Source organism: Minwuia sp. (assembly GCF_048007105.1).
Classification (GTDB): Bacteria; Pseudomonadota; Alphaproteobacteria; order Minwuiales; family Minwuiaceae; genus Minwuia.
In genome coordinates this window covers 2,496,458-2,511,149 of the sequence record NZ_CP180352.1, presented here as the reverse complement: position 1 = coordinate 2,511,149, position 14,692 = coordinate 2,496,458, and the positions used below count along the sequence as shown (strand labels likewise).

The following is a 14,692-nucleotide window of genomic DNA, read 5'->3' as shown; positions in this document are numbered from 1 at the left end:
GTGTCCCTTTCCTTTTCAGGTCTGGATGACCGATCCGGCGCCGGCGCTGCGTGCACAGGCCAGCGCATGCGTTGCGATGGCCGTGTCCTGCGCGCCGGTTCCGGTCAGGTCAACAATGGTGATGTCGTCCGGCCGCCTGCGGCCAGCTTCCGCCCCGGCGATCACCACGCCGAGTTCGGGAGGTGTGCGGCCGCCGTCTAGCCCCTTCGCCAGGACGGCCTGCCATTCGCCGGAGACGGCGCACTGGCTCAGCCTGTCGGCGACATAGAGATCCGCGGCGGCGATTGCGGTGGGATCGATCTCGTTCTTGCCGTCCTGATCGGAGCCCATTGCGGTGATGTGCAGGCCGGGATGCAGCCACTCCGCCTGGATCAGCGGCTCACGCGACGGCGTCGAAGTGACCACGAGATCGCTCTCGCGGACCACAGTCTCCGCCGACGCCGCAACCGTGGTCTCGACACCCAGCGCCCGACCGATATCGCGGGCGCAGGCATCGGCCTTGTCCGCATTCCGGCCCCAGACGAGCACCTTGCGGAAGGGCCGGACCAGATACGCCGCCTCAAGTTGCAGCCGCGCCTGCACGCCTGTGCCCACGACCCCCGCGGTCTCGACCGTCTCGGGGGCCAGGTGACGGGCCGCGACAGCCCCGGCGGCGGCGGTGCGGACATCCGTCAGATAGCCGTTGTCCAGTAGCAGTGCATCGACCAGTCCGGTCTTCGCGTCGAACAGGATCATCAGCCCGTTGAGGCTGGGGATGCCCTGTTTCGGATTGTCGAAGAATCCGGGCGAGACCTTGATGGCGAAGCCGTCGAAGCCCGGGATCCAGGCAGTCTTCACATCGACCTCGCCGTTCACCATCGGCAGGTCCATGGACAGGATCGGCGGCATCACGACCTCACCGGTCGCCAGCGCCCGGAAGGCCGCCTCGACCACGTCGATGGCGGCCAGGTTCAGTGGCACGCAGGCGCGCAGATCCGTTTCGGTCAGAACCGTCACATCACGCATGTCCGCCTCCTCTGACCTCCAGATTGCCGAGCCGCACGGTCTCGCCGGCGATCACGGCAGAAAACTGGCCCATATCGACATTCCGTCCCGTGATCAGAAAGGCAGTCGGGCCATCGAGTTCCAGCTTGCCGACCAGCAGCGCGGCATGGCCCACGGCGGATGCGCCCTCGGCGACGATCCGGTCTTCCCGGTAGAGCGCCCGCATGCCGTCATAGATCTCCTGTTCGCTCACCAGAATCACCTCATCCAGAAGATCGCGGCAGAGCGCGAAGGTGAAACGGTTGGAAAGACCGATACCGCCGCCCAGACTGTCGGCGAGCGAGGGCAATTCCTCGACCTCGACCGGCTTGCCGGCGGTCAGGCTCGCCTGCATTGCGGCGCCCCGGTCCATGCTGATGCCGACGAGACGGATGGAAGGCTTGATCGCCTTCGCCGCCAGCGCAACGCCAGCCGCCAGCCCGCCGCCCGAAAGCGGAATGACGATGCAGTCGAGGTCCGGCGCCTGCTCCAGCAATTCCAGCCCGACGGTTCCCTGTCCCGCAATCACGTGCCGGTCGTCGAACGGCGGTATCTCGATCAGGCCCTTCTCCCGGACCAGCCGGTCGGCTTCCAGCTGCGCCTCGTCCTGGCTGCGCCCGGCGCGCACGACCTCGGCGCCCAGCGCCTCGATTGCCTTCACCTTCACATCCGGCACCAGTTCCGACAGGCAGATCGTGGCGTTCAGTCTCGCCCGTTCCGCTGCATAGGCCACGGCACGGCCGTGGTTGCCGGTCGAAACGGAAACGAATCCCGCCGTCCGCCCCTCGGATTGATGCACCGCAACAGTATTCGCCGCCCCCCTCAGCTTGAAGGCGCCGGTGGGCTGCATGCATTCCAGTTTTAGCGATATCGGGGCCTTTCCCGGCCCGGAAAGCGCGGACGGGACAAGGGGCGTCGTCTGGACAACACCCACAACCCGTTGCCGCGCTGCAAAAATATCGCTCAAATTGAGGTTCGGCATGATCTCATCCTTGCGCGCATGTCCTCGCATGGGCAGCCGGGAGTTTCAACGCCACCGGATTGCGACTGACGAAAGCGAGCCCCGCGATGCCCGACGTCCAACTGCCTTTCACCCGCTTCGAGTACCAGGACCGGCTCGAGAAGGTGCGGGCGGCGATGGACGCGGCGAACATCGACGTGCTGTTCGCCTGCGATCCGTCGAACATGGCCTGGCTGACCGGCTATGACGGCTGGAGCTTCTATGTTCACCAGGGGGTGATCGTCGGACCCGAAGGCGATCCCGTCTTCTGGGGCCGCAAGATGGACGCCGCCGGCGCGCTGCGCACCTGCTACATGGATGCCGAGGATATCGTCGGCTACTCCGACGACTACGTCATGTCCGCCGACCGTCACGCCATGCAGCATCTCGCCGACATCCTGCGCGAGCGGGGCTGGGCGGCCAAGCGCATCGGCGTCGAGATGGAGAACTACTACTATTCGGCCCGCGCCCACACGGTCCTCGTCTCCCAGCTCGGCAGGGAGCCGGCGGACGCCACGGGGCTGATCAACTGGCAGCGGGCGGTGAAGTCGGACACGGAGATCGTCTACATGCGCCGCGCCGCGCGGATCGTGGAGCGGATGCACAACCGCATCCTGGAGATCATGGAACCCGGCAAGCGGCGCAACGAGATCGCCGCCGAGATCTACAAGACCGGCATCTGGGGCGCCGAGGAGAACGGCGTCAGCTTCGGCGGCGACTATCCGGCCATCGCGCCCCTGATGCCGACCGGGCTCGACGCCACGGCGGCGCATCTGACCTGGGACGACCGGCCCTTCGAGACCGGCGCGGCGACGTTCTTCGAGATTGCGGGCTGCTACCGCCGCTATCACGCACCGCTCTGCCGGACCATTCATCTGGGCGAACCGCCGGACGACATGCGGCGCGCCGAAGAGGCCGTGCTGGAGGGAATCGAGGCCGGCGTCAACGCCGCCCGGCCCGGCAACACCGCCGGCGATGTCGCTGCCGCCTTCTACGCCGTGCTGGAGAGACGAGGTGTCGAACGTGAGGGTCGCTGCGGCTACCCCATCGGGATGTCCTATCCGCCGGACTGGGGCGAGCGGACCTTCTCGATCCGCCCGACTGACACCACCGTGCTGGAACCGGACATGACCTTCCACTTCATGCCAGCTCTCTGGATGAAGGACTGGGGGCTGGAAATCACCGAACCGCTCCGGATCCGCGACGAGGGACCGGCCGAGTTCCTCGCCGACTACCCCCGGCAGCTGTTCGTCAAGAAATGACCGCCGTCGAGGACACGCCCGCCGAGACCGGTGCGGGGCGGACGCTGGAAGAGGAAATCCGGATCCAGCAGGCCGTCAGCATGCTTCGCCAGCAGCCGGGGTTGATCCTCGGCAACATGGTGGTGACCTTCGTCGCCAGCGCCACCTTCTGGGGCACGGCGCCGGCGCTGTTCCACATCATCTGGCTGGGCGCGATCTGGCTGATGATGGTGCCCGTGACGATCCGGTATTTCCGCTACCGCGACCGCCCGCCGCCGGAACGCGTGAGCAAGGTCCACATCCGCAACATCTTCATCTGGTCGATGCTGCTCGGCACCATCATCGGCGCCGGGGTGATCTATCTCTACCCGCTCAACGGGGCGGTCGGCGAAATCATCACCTATGTCATGGTGGTGGCGCTCTGGGGCGGCGCGCTGGGTTCGGTCTGGATGGTGCCGCGCGCCTGCCTCGGCTTCAGCATCCCGACTGTCGTCGCAACCGTCATCGCCATCCAGATCTACGACGGCATCGGCGGCCTCGCCAGTTCCCTCATCCTGATCGTCACGATCATGACGATGGGCCTGTTTCTTCGCATAAATTACAACAGCTTCCGGGAAAATGTTCGCACGATGGTCGAACGGGACAACCAGTCCGCCGAGATCAAGCGCCGCCGGGAGGCGGAGGCCCGGCTGGCGGAGTCGCTCGAGGACCTGAAGCGGGCGCAGGGCCAGTTGATCGTGCAGGAGAAGATGGCTTCGCTGGGCCAACTGACCGCCGGCATCGCCCACGAGATCAAGAACCCGCTCAACTTCATCAACAACTACGCCGAACTCTCGGTCGAACTGATGGAGGAAATGCGCGACATCGTCCGCCGACGCATCGACAGCTACTCGGAGGAAGAGATCGGCGAACTGGCGGAACTGGCCCCGACGCTGAAGGCCAATCTGGACAAGGTGGTCGAACACGGTCACCGGGCCGACCGAATCGTGAAGAGCATGCTGCAGCACTCGCGGGGCGAACCGGGGAAGTGGGAATCGGTGCAGGTTAACGAGATGGTCGACGAGGCCCTGAACCTCGCCTTTCACGGCGCGCGCGCCCAGGACCAGTCGTTCAACGTCACGATCGAGAAGGACTACGACTGGGACGCCGGCAGTATCCGACTGATGGCACAGGAGATGAACCGGGCGCTGCTCAACATCCTGAACAACGCCTTCTACGCCGTCCGCGAGCGGGCCCGGACCGAGACCGGCAGCTACACACCGACGGTCAGGATCTCCACCCGGCGATCGGTGCCCTACTCCCGCCTCTACATCCGCATCCGCGACAACGGTACGGGCATTCCGTCAAGCGTCCGCGAGCAGCTGTTCGAACCCTTCTTCACCACCAAGCCCGCCGGATACGGAACGGGCCTCGGCCTCTCTCTGGTCTACGACACTGTCGTCCACCAGCATCAGGGAACCCTGGACGTCGAGACCGAAGTGGGCCGGTTCACGGAGTTTATTGTCTCGCTTCCCCTTGTGGTCAGGGATACGATGACCGCTCAAGAAAAGGGATGACCATGGCTCCCCGTCTTCTCGTCGTCGATGACGAACTGGACGTGCCCGACCTGTTCCGCCAGCGCTTCCGCCGGGAAATCAAGGCGGGAACGGTGAAGCTTGTCTTTGCGGCGAACGGCGTCGAGGCGCTGGAGAAGCTGCGCGCCTGCACCGGCTTCGACGTGGTCCTGTCCGACATCAACATGCCGGAGCTTGGCGGTCTGGAGCTTCTGGAGGAAATCCGGCGGGAATGGCCCGAACTGCCGGTTGTGCTTGTCAGCGCCTATTCGGGGCAGACGAACCGCGAGAAGGCCATCTCCCACGGCGCCCGGGAGTTCGTTTCCAAGCCCGTCGATTTCCAGCGTCTCCGGAGCATCGTCGCGGAGATCGGCGGCAGGCCGGCCTGATGGCCGAAACCCGCGCCGCGTCTGCCGCAGATGGCCGGACCGGGCCGAAACGGGGACTCGCACGGATCCGCGCCGGGATCGTCCGGGTGCTGCAATCGCCGCTGATCCGCAGGATCACGCTGATCATCTTCATCGTCATCCTGATCGCGGAAGCCGTGATCTTCGTGCCGTCCTTCTTCAACAGGCGCGAGGACCTGACGCTGTCACTGATCAATTCGTCGATGAAGACCCTGCACCTGACGCGCGACCTGCTCGATGCGCAGGCGCCGCCGCAGCTGGTCGCGCGCGCCCTGATGCGGCACCCGGAAATCACAGGCGTCGCGCTTCTGGACGGCACCGGCCGCACAACCCTGATGCTGGGCGAAGAGCTGGAGACGGACTGGACCGAGGCAGGACGCCGTGCGGACCCATACGATTCCCACGTCCACGCCGGCGAGACGCGGATCGAGATCTTCGTCGACGCGGGCCGCAGCGGCATGGCGAGACCGATCGCCCTGCGGCTGGACGCGGATCACATCCCTGAGGAGCTTCTCGCCTACACCCTCAACATTGCAGGTCTGGTGATACTGCTGACGGCCCTGCTGACCCTAGTGACGATGGCGACCCTGCTCACAGCCGTCCTGCGGCCACTGCTCAGGCTGCAGCGGGCGCTGAATCAGGGCGAGAACATCGGCGACGAACCGCGCTTCGCCGGCGAGTTGACCCGGCGCGACGAGATCGGCGACGTATTCCGCGCCACTGCGGGCCTGCTGGAGCGGATTGCGGCGCATCAGCGCGATCTGGAAGACCGGGTCGAGCAGCGCACGCGCGAACTGGCTCGGGCGAACCAGCGTCTGATCACCAGCGAGCAGCGGCTGCGCGATTACAGCGACGCCATCTCGGACTTCTATTTCGAGATGGACGCGAACAACGTCATGACCTTCGTCTCTGACCGCTATTCCGAGATCACCGGCGTGCCGACGGAACGAATCCTTGGTCGGCGGCGCGACGAACTCCGGCTGGAAGGCGACGAGAACGACGAACAATGGCTGGCGCACATGGAGGACATCCGCGCACGCCGGCCCTTCCGGAACTTCCTTCGCGTCCATCAGCATCCGGACGGCTACCGCGCCTTCGTGGCCATCAGCGGCCACCCGATCCATGACGTCGACGGGGTCTTCGCCGGCTATCGGGGCGCCGGCGCCGACGTAACCGCGCTGATCGAGACCGAGAAGGCGCTGAAGGAAAGTCAGCAGCTCCTCGCTGCCATCATCGATCACATCCCCGCCCCCTTCACCATCACTCTGAAGGACCCGGAGGGCCGGTACGTGCTGGTCAACCAGCACTTCTGCGACCGTCGCGAGATGGACATGGCCGATGTGCTGGGCAAGACGACGGACGAACTCTATCCGCCCGAGATCGCCGCCAGGATCAGCGCCCAGGACGAGGAGGTCATGCGCTCGTTCAAGCCGCTGGCCTACGAGTTCGAAAGCCGTGGCCCCGGCGGTTCCGTGGATACCTTTTCGACCGTCCGATTCCCGATCTTCGACGCCGACGGCAACGCCATCGGCCTGGGCGCGGTCAACCTGAACATCAGCGAACGCAAGAGGGTCGAGACCGAGCTGGCCGAGGCCAAGGCTGCCGCCGAGGACGCACTCGAGGATCTGCGCACCACACAGGCCAGCCTGATCGAGGCCGAGAAGCTGGCCTCGCTGGGCCAGATCACCGCCGGCATCGCCCACGAGATCAAGAACCCGCTCAACTTCATCGGCAACTTCGCCGAGATTTCGGTCGAGCTGATGGCCGAATTCCAGCAATTGGCGACCGAGGCTGTCCGGAACCTGCCGAGAGACCGTGCCGGGGAGTACGACGAGCTGCGCACGACGATCGAGGGCAACCTTCAAAAGATCGTCGAGCATGCGCGCCGTGCCGACGATATCGTCAAGGGCATGCTCATGCATTCACGCGGCGAGGTCGGCGGGGCCGAATGGTGCAACCTGGCCGAGGTTGTCGACGAAGCCGTGAACCTCGCCTGGCACGGGGCGCGGGCGCAGAACCGGGGCGCGGATATCCGCATCGAACGCGACTACGATCCGGGCACCGGCCGGGCCGAGATCTCCCGCCAGCAAATCGCACGCGTGGTCATCAACCTGGTCGCCAACGGAATCTATTCGGTGAACCGCAAGCGCGAGACCGCCGGCGAAGGCTACAGGCCGACCATCACGGTGGCGACGCGCGATCACGGCGAGTCGGTCGAGATCGCTGTGCGCGACAACGGCATCGGCATCGAGCCCGAGGTAAAGTCCCGCCTGTTCCAGCCCTTCTTCACGACAAAGCCGGCCGGCGACGGGACCGGGCTGGGCCTCTCGCTCAGCTATGATATCGTCGTCCAGCAGCACACGGGCGGCATGAGCGTCGAGAGCGACCCCGGCGAGTATGCGCTCTTACGCGTCGTGCTGCCGCGGCGGCGAAGCCTGCGTGAGGAGCCGACATGACGACCAGAATCCTCGTCGTCGACGACGAACCCGATCTGGAGATGCTGTTCCGCCAGCGTTACCGCCGTCAGGTGCGGGAAGGCCGCTACCAGTTGCTGTTCGCGCGCAACGGCGCCGAAGCGCTCGAGGTGCTGGGGCCACAGCCGGACGTCGATCTCGTGCTGACCGATATCAACATGCCGCAGATGGACGGCCTGACCCTGCTCAACCATCTAGGGCCGTTTCGCCGGCAGCTGAAGACGGTCGTGATCTCGGCCTATGGCGACATGTCCAACATCCGGACCGCGATGAACCGCGGCGCGTTCGACTTCATCACCAAGCCGATCGACTTCGCCGACCTGGACCGGACCATCGAGAAGACCATCGCCGAAGTCTTCGAGATGCGCGAGGCGGCGCGCCGCCTGACCGAGATGGAAAGCGCGCAGCGGCTACAGAAGGCCATCCTGCCGGCACCGGACCATTCCCTCGATTCCGACCCCAGATTCTCGGTCGCCGCCACGCTGAAACCGGCCACCGAGGTCGCCGGCGACGTCTACGACTACTACATGGCCGACGACGAGCGGCTGTTCTTCATGGTCGGGGACGTCTCCGGCAAGGGATTGCCCGCGAGCCTGTTCATGTCGGTCGCCAAGGTGCACCTGAAGAGCGCCGTGCTGCGCGACCGGGGCCGCGATCTCGACACCATCATCTCGGAGGTAAACCGGGAGATCGCGCGCGAGAACCCGGAATGCTTCTTCGTGACACTGTTCGCCGGGCTGCTGGATTGCGCCAACGGGGAACTGCAGTACTGCAATGCCGGTCATCCGCCGGCCTGGCTGGTCGGTCAGGACGGCAAGAAGCTGCAACTCGGTTCGGAGGGCGGGCTGCCGCTGGCGCTGGAGGAGAGCTATGCCTACCGGGCCACGGAGGTACGCCTGAACATCGACGACCTGCTGGTGATCGTGACCGACGGCATCACCGAGGCCGAAGCCGTCGGCGAGCGGTTCGGCGATGACCGCATCGGCGATTGCGTCGCCGGACAAGACAGCACCGCGACCACCCGCGAGGTCTGCGATGCCGTGATCGACGCGCTCAGCCGCTTTGCCGACGGCGCCGTCGCGACCGACGACCTGACAATTCTTGCCGTGCGCTGGCATGGCCGGCGGAACTGAGGAGACCCATGCTCGACGACAGCTGCACCATCCTGGAAGACCTGATCGCCATCCCCACGGTTTCCGCCCAGAGCAATCTGGAGTTCATCGCCTATGTCAACGAGCGGCTCGACCGGCTCGGGGCGCGGACCTATCTGACGCTGAACCGCGAACACACGAAGGCCAACCTGTTCGCGACCATCGGGCCGGATGTCGACGGCGGCGTGATCCTGTCGGGTCATACCGACGTCGTGCCGGTGGAAGGACAGGAATGGTCGACCGACCCGTTTTCGCCCCATCGCGCCGATGGCCGCATCTTCGGGCGCGGGGCCTGCGACATGAAGGGTTTCATTGCCTGCGCCATGGCGATGGCGCCGGTCTTTGCGGAATCGGAACTGTCGCGCCCGCTGCACCTGGCCTTCACCTTCGATGAGGAGGTCGGCTGCATGGGGGCGCCGCTGCTGCTGGAGGCGCTGGGCCGCAGCGGACGCCGTCCCGGCATCTGCATCATCGGCGAGCCGACCGGGATGAAGGTCATCGAAGGCCACAAGGGCTGCTTCGAATACACGACCCGCTTCGACGGGCTGGAAGGCCACGGCTCGCAGCCCGATCTGGGCGTGAACGCCGTCGAATACGCGGTCCGCTATGTCACGGAATTGATGGCGGCAGGCGAGGATCTGAAGCCGCGGGCGCCTGCCGCCAGCCCCTTCGATCCGCCATGGAGCACGATATCGGTGGGCCGCATGACAGGCGGCATCGCCCACAATGTCATTCCCAACCACTGCCAGGTCGACTGGGAGTTCCGGCCGGTGAACCGCACCGACGCGGATTTCGTCCGCGACCGGATGCGGGCCTATGCCGAGAGCGTGTTGCTGCCCAGAATGCGGGAGGTCGGCGCAGACGCCGATATCAGGCTCGAGATCGTTGGCGAGGTCGGCGGGCTGGAGCCGATGCCGGCCTCCGAGGCGGTTGCGCTGGCCCAGGCCTTGACCGGGGACAACGCCGCGGGCGTCGTCAGCTTCGGTACCGAGGCAGGGCTTTTCCAGGAGTCCGGTATACCCACCGTGGTCTGCGGGCCCGGCGGCATCGAGCAAGCCCACAAGCCTGACGAATACATCTCGCTGGACCAGATGAACCAATGCCTGGACATGATCGGCAATCTGCATGCTCGGCTTGCCGCCTGAACAGTGATACGGTCGAAAAACCACATGGGGAGAATGTGATGAACGATCAGTCCAACCGACCGAAAGTGGGCAAGATGGTCCACGCCAATCCGGCGACCGCACCGAAGGTCGAGGGCCGCCGCGCCTTTTTCAGCTACACCGACCTGGGTGTGACCGAAGCCACCGCCGGCAAGATGCGGGCGCAGCTGACCACGGCCGACCGCGGCATGACCGAACCGACCGGCTGGCACTACCATGTCTGCGACGCGCAGTTCGTCTACTGCACCAGCGGCTGGGTGGACCTGGAGTTCGAGACCGGAGAGACCGTGCGGGTCAGCAAGGGCGAGTCGATCTTCATCCCCGGCGGGCTGAAGCACAACGAGATCGCGACCTCGGACGATTTCCAAATTCTCGAGGTCTCGATGCCTGCGGATATGGGCACGATCCCCTGCGAAAAGCCCTGACAGGCGTCTAGCGCCGCCAGTCGAGGATCTTTTCGGTCCGCTGGTCCGCATAGGCCAGCCGGGTATCCCCTTCGAGAACGTCGAGCGACGACACGATCGTGTCGAGCGTCCCGCCCTTCCGACTGAACGGGACGAACAGATGCTCCAGGGTCAGCCAGTCGCGCTCGGCGAAATGGACCCGCCCGATGGTGGCCAGCGGCTCGGCGGTATCGGCGCAGCGCCGGAACGTCCAGATCATTTCGTCCAGCAGGTCGCCGTAGAGATCGGCATCGAGGTTTCGCCCGGTGGCATCACGTCCGGCAATCTCCGTAACCCGCGTTCCAATCACGCGATAGCGGAACCGCGGCTCGGCATCCGAGACATCGACCACGACCGTATTGGGCAACAGCTTGCGGACATGCGTCGGGTCGAAGTCGCGCCACAATGGCACCGCCTTGTCCTTCGCGAGTTCCAGCCAGTAGTCGCGCAGTCCGATATTCACCTTCGACTGCATCGGTTCGCCGGTTTCGGGACGCAGGAGATTTCCGGAACCGCCCCGCATCACGGAACCAGCACGGCGGCGCCGGTCAGGCGGCCGTCCCGGAGATCGGAAAGGGCGCGGTTCGCATCGGCGAGCGGATATTCCGTGACATGCGTGCGGATCGGCACCCGTGCCGCAATCGCCATGAAGTCATCGCCGTCCCGGCGAGTCAGGTTGGCCACGGAGCGGATGCTCCGCTCCTCCCAGAGTATGTCGTAGGGAAAGGCCGGAATCTCGCTCATGTGGATGCCCGCGCAGATCACGCTGCCGCCCTTGCGCACCGCCCGCAGCGCGACTGGCACCAGGGCGCCGACGGGCGCGAAGATGATCGCGGCATCCAGCGGCTCGGGCGGCGCCTCGGTCGAGGAGCCCGCCCAGACCGCGCCGAGTTCCTTCGCCAGCGCCTGCGCCGCATGATCGCCTTCGCGTGTGAAGGCATGGACCTTTGCGCCCTCGGCCACGGCGACCTGCGCGATGATGTGGGCAGCCGCGCCGAACCCGTAGAGGCCGAGCGACGTGGCGTCCCTGACCATGGCCCATGAGCGGTAACCGATCAGTCCGGCGCAGAGCAGCGGCGCCGCCTCGGCGTCCGTGTAGCGGTCGGGGAGCGGAAACACGAACCGGGCGTCGGCGACGCAGTACTCGGCGTAGCCGCCATCGATGGTGTAGCCGGTGAAGGCTGGCCGGTCGCAGAGATTCTCCCGCCCGTCGCGGCAGTAGCGGCATTCGCCGCAGGTCCGGCCCAGCCAGGGCACGCCGACGCGATCACCGGCTGCGAGACCTTCGACGCCGTCGCCCAGCGCATCGACGACACCCACGACCTCGTGGCCGGGCACGATGCCCGGGGGGACGTCCTTCAGGTCGCCATCGACGACATGCAGGTCCGTGCGGCAGACGCCGCAGGCGCTGACCCGGATCCGGACCTCTCCCCTGCCCGGCTCCGGCACCGGAACCGTCGCGTCCTCCAGCGCGCCGGCCCCGGCCAGGCGCTGGATCCTCATCATGCCCATTTCGCTCCCCGAGGATGGTTTCGGCGACCGTATCACGGAAATCCGACAATCCGACCACCGCCAGTTTCGCATTTCTGACCTTCGCGCCTATAGTCCCGGCGAACCGGGTGCGCACCGGTGGGTTCGGAACGGAGAAGGAAACGCATGACCATCAAGACGCCGGCCGATCTTCTGGAAGAGAACGTGCGCTGGGCCGACGAGCGTACGTCGGAGGACGCTGACTACTTCAAGCATCTCTCGGAACTCCAGACCCCCGACTTCCTATGGATCGGCTGCTCGGACAGCCGTGTGCCCGCCAACGTCATCACCGGGCTGGCGCCGGGCGAGGTGTTCGTCCACCGCAACGTCGCCAACATCGTCTACACCGCGGACCTGAACTGCATGTCGGTCGTCCAGTTCGCGGTCGAGAGTCTGAAGGTCAAACACATCATCATCTGCGGCCACTATGGCTGCGGCGGCGTGAAGGCGGCGCTGGAAGACGCCAGCGACGGCCTGGTCGAACATTGGCTTGAGCCAGTCCGCGACCTGAAGCGCGTGCATCGAAGCGAACTCGACCAGCTTTCCGACCACGCATCCCGCCTCGACCGGCTCTGCGAACTGAACGTCAAGGCGCAGGTCGACGCTCTCTGCCATTCGCCCATCCTGAACCGCGCCTGGGAGCGCGAGCAGGATCTGACCGTGCACGGATGGATCTATGGCCTGAAGAACGGCCGCTTGCGCGATCTGGAGTGCACCCGCTCCGGCCCGCCCGCCGATGCACGTTCTTCAGGCGCCAGCTGACCTACTGCTTCGCACGGACGGTGAAGCGGACAGGCATCTCGCCGGCCTTCTCGAAGATCAGGGTGACCGGAATCCGGTCCCCCGGCTTTACCGTCTGCTTCAGGCCCATGATCATCAGATGGTGACCGCCTGGCTGGAGGTCGCCGCCGCCCATCGGCTTGATCTCCAGCGCCTCCAGCGGCCGCATCCGCATGACGCCGTCAACCTGGGTGTGGGTGTGGAGTTCCACCCGGTCAGCCATTTCCGAGCGCGCACCGATCAGCCGGTCGCCCTTGCCGTCCATCTCGAAGATTTCCAGGTAGCCCGCCGTCGAGGTGCCTAGCCCGATCGGGGCCCGCGCCCAGGCATCGCCGACGTGGATGCCGCCCTTTTCGTAGTCATGTGCCTCGGCGGCCAGGGGCAGCAGGACTGCCGCCAGGACAATCGGAAGTCGCATTCTCATCCTCCGGTAGTCAGTTGATCGCGTCCGGCCAGCATTACTGTGCAACAATCCGGCGGCTCAATCTGTAGCCGTCATATCCGGGAGATCTGAAGGTTTCGCCATGGACAACGAACTTGTGGCGTCAGGGTTTGCTTCTGTTTCCAGTGCCGAGGTTGCTGACAGTTTCGCCATGATCGAAGCTCGCCCGGCTCCGGATATCGGCGACCTTGTCCTGAGATATCAGGGATTCGAGGCGCACCGGCCGACCGTGTTCGACGACCGCCAGCCAGCCGGACTGTTCTTTCCGCTGATCGTCAATTTCGGGCCGCGCTGGACCATCGCATCCGGGGGTGTCCGTCCCGGCGACCACGACAGTTTCGCCGCCGGCCTGATCGACCGCTTCACCGATATCCGTTGCGATGGCGCGGCGGCCTGCCTTCAGATCGACTTCACGCCCTTCGGCGCCCGCGCCTTCTTCGGCCTGCCGCTGAACGAGATCGCCGAACAGGTCGTGGCGCTGGACGATCTGATGGGCCAAGAGGGCCGCGACTTCATCGACCGGCTCGGCCATCTCCGCGACTGGCGGGCGCGGCTGGACCTTGCCGACCGGTTCGTGCGCGGCCGTCTGCGTCAGGCGCCGCCTGCCGAGCGCCGCATCGCAGCGGCCTGGCGCGCCATCGCCGCCAGCCACGGCGCTGCACGGATCGCAGATGTCGCCGCTTCGCTCGATTGCAGCCGGGAGCATCTGACCCGCCGGTTCCGCGACCAGATCGGGCACGGACCGAAGACCGTCGCCCGCATCTTCCGTCACCGGAACGTGTGCCGGCTGGCCGGAGAACTGGATTTCGACTGGGCCGCCATCGCCCACGAAACCGGCTATGCCGATCAGGCCCATCTGGTGCGGGAGTTCTCCCGGATGCAGGGGCGCACGCCGACGGCCTGGGCTGCATCACATTCCTTCAATACGGAGCGCGGCGGGCACGGCACCCTCGGCTGACTTCAACAAGGAGAACCCGATGACCGAGATCGAACCGCCCCGCATTTTCGTCAGCCGCCGCTACCGCGACACGAAGAAGATGATTGCCTGGCTGGAAGAGGCCTTCGGCTTCGAGACCCATTTCGTCGTCGAGGGCGAGGATGGCAGCGTCATGCATTCGCAGCTCTCCTTCGGATCCTCCATGATCATGCTCGGCGACGACCGCGAGGACGACCATGCCGGCACTGTCGGACGGCCCGACGGAGCTGCGGGCGGGCAGTCGATCTACATTGCCATCGACGATGCCGACGCCGCCTATGCGCGGGCGAAGGCCGCTGGCGCAACCTTCTTCCGGGAACTGATGGACACCGACTACGGCAGCCGGGATTTCGGCTGCTACGACCCTGAGGGCCAGGCCTGGAACTTCGGCACCTACTGGCCGAAGGCGCACGAGGCCCCTGAGCACGGTTGACCGGGTCTGCAACCTTGACATTCACGCCGCCCCCGGAAATAGTACGCTAGTGTACTAATTTGGTCTGGGGAGGCCT

Annotated in this window: 15 protein-coding genes; 10 read left to right on the top strand and 5 right to left on the bottom strand. The window is 65.7% G+C overall.

Features of this window, described 5'->3' with window-relative positions; all coding sequences use genetic code 11:
* Nucleotides 1–15: 15 nt before the first annotated feature.
* Both ACMVY4_RS12125 and eutB read right to left on the bottom strand, forming a co-directional pair.
* Nucleotides 16–1,005: a cyclodeaminase gene (locus ACMVY4_RS12125; RefSeq protein ID WP_416896285.1), complete on the bottom strand. Its 990-nt coding sequence runs from the start codon at nt 1,003–1,005 to the stop codon at nt 16–18.
* The gene (gene eutB, locus ACMVY4_RS12120; RefSeq protein WP_416896284.1) at nt 998–2,005 is read right to left on the bottom strand and encodes a hydroxyectoine utilization dehydratase EutB; all 1,008 of its coding nucleotides are present in this window, start codon (nt 2,003–2,005) and stop codon (nt 998–1,000) included. The genes ACMVY4_RS12125 and eutB overlap by 8 nt, the downstream gene beginning before the upstream one ends.
* Before the next feature lie 86 nt (nt 2,006–2,091).
* On the opposite strand from eutB, the gene ACMVY4_RS12115 reads away from it, so the two are divergent.
* The 7 genes from ACMVY4_RS12115 to ACMVY4_RS12085 are packed head-to-tail and all read left to right on the top strand — an operon-like array spanning nt 2,092 to nt 10,437.
* The gene (locus ACMVY4_RS12115) at nt 2,092–3,285 is read left to right on the top strand and encodes a M24 family metallopeptidase (protein ID WP_416896283.1); all 1,194 of its coding nucleotides are present in this window, start codon (nt 2,092–2,094) and stop codon (nt 3,283–3,285) included.
* Nucleotides 3,282–4,820, top strand: coding sequence for a sensor histidine kinase (locus tag ACMVY4_RS12110; protein WP_416896282.1), 1,539 nt, complete (start codon nt 3,282–3,284; stop codon nt 4,818–4,820). The genes ACMVY4_RS12115 and ACMVY4_RS12110 overlap by 4 nt, the downstream gene beginning before the upstream one ends.
* A 2-nt stretch (nt 4,821–4,822) precedes the next feature.
* Nucleotides 4,823–5,206: a response regulator gene (locus tag ACMVY4_RS12105; protein WP_416896281.1), complete on the top strand. Its 384-nt coding sequence runs from the start codon at nt 4,823–4,825 to the stop codon at nt 5,204–5,206.
* Nucleotides 5,206–7,680, top strand: a complete 2,475-nt coding sequence (locus tag ACMVY4_RS12100) for a PAS domain-containing protein (protein ID WP_416896280.1) — start codon at nt 5,206–5,208, stop codon at nt 7,678–7,680. Before ACMVY4_RS12105 ends, ACMVY4_RS12100 begins: the two co-directional genes overlap by 1 nt.
* Nucleotides 7,677–8,831: a PP2C family protein-serine/threonine phosphatase gene (locus ACMVY4_RS12095; protein WP_416896279.1), complete on the top strand. Its 1,155-nt coding sequence runs from the start codon at nt 7,677–7,679 to the stop codon at nt 8,829–8,831. The genes ACMVY4_RS12100 and ACMVY4_RS12095 overlap by 4 nt, the downstream gene beginning before the upstream one ends.
* Nucleotides 8,832–8,839: 8 nt before the next feature.
* Entirely contained in the window at nt 8,840–9,994 is a 1,155-nt protein-coding gene (gene argE, locus ACMVY4_RS12090) for an acetylornithine deacetylase (RefSeq protein WP_416896278.1), read from the top strand.
* 38 nt (nt 9,995–10,032) lie between these two features.
* On the top strand, nt 10,033–10,437 hold the full coding sequence (locus tag ACMVY4_RS12085; protein ID WP_416896277.1) for a cupin domain-containing protein: 405 nt from the start codon (nt 10,033–10,035) through the stop codon (nt 10,435–10,437).
* 7 nt (nt 10,438–10,444) lie between these two features.
* On the opposite strand, the gene ACMVY4_RS12080 is transcribed toward ACMVY4_RS12085, so the two are convergent.
* Nucleotides 10,445–10,930, bottom strand: a complete 486-nt coding sequence (locus ACMVY4_RS12080; RefSeq protein WP_416896276.1) for a PAS domain-containing protein — start codon at nt 10,928–10,930, stop codon at nt 10,445–10,447.
* Nucleotides 10,931–10,977: 47 nt separating this feature from the next.
* Nucleotides 10,978–11,961, bottom strand: coding sequence for a zinc-dependent alcohol dehydrogenase family protein (locus ACMVY4_RS12075; protein ID WP_416896275.1), 984 nt, complete (start codon nt 11,959–11,961; stop codon nt 10,978–10,980).
* Between the two features lie 150 nt (nt 11,962–12,111).
* Between ACMVY4_RS12075 and can the strand changes: the two genes are divergently transcribed.
* Nucleotides 12,112–12,747: a carbonate dehydratase gene (gene can / locus ACMVY4_RS12070; RefSeq protein WP_416896274.1), complete on the top strand. Its 636-nt coding sequence runs from the start codon at nt 12,112–12,114 to the stop codon at nt 12,745–12,747.
* A 1-nt stretch (nt 12,748) separates the two neighbouring features.
* Here can and ACMVY4_RS12065 read toward each other — a convergent pair whose 3' ends face one another.
* Complete coding sequence (locus ACMVY4_RS12065) at nt 12,749–13,183, bottom strand: copper chaperone PCu(A)C (RefSeq protein WP_416896273.1); 435 nt, start codon at nt 13,181–13,183, stop codon at nt 12,749–12,751.
* Between the two features lie 106 nt (nt 13,184–13,289).
* Here ACMVY4_RS12065 and ACMVY4_RS12060 point away from each other — a divergent pair, with 106 nt between their 5' ends.
* The gene (locus tag ACMVY4_RS12060) at nt 13,290–14,165 is read left to right on the top strand and encodes a helix-turn-helix domain-containing protein (RefSeq protein ID WP_416896272.1); all 876 of its coding nucleotides are present in this window, start codon (nt 13,290–13,292) and stop codon (nt 14,163–14,165) included.
* A 19-nt stretch (nt 14,166–14,184) separates the two neighbouring features.
* The gene (locus ACMVY4_RS12055; protein ID WP_416896271.1) at nt 14,185–14,616 is read left to right on the top strand and encodes a VOC family protein; all 432 of its coding nucleotides are present in this window, start codon (nt 14,185–14,187) and stop codon (nt 14,614–14,616) included.
* The last annotated feature ends 76 nt before the right edge of the window (nt 14,617–14,692 follow it).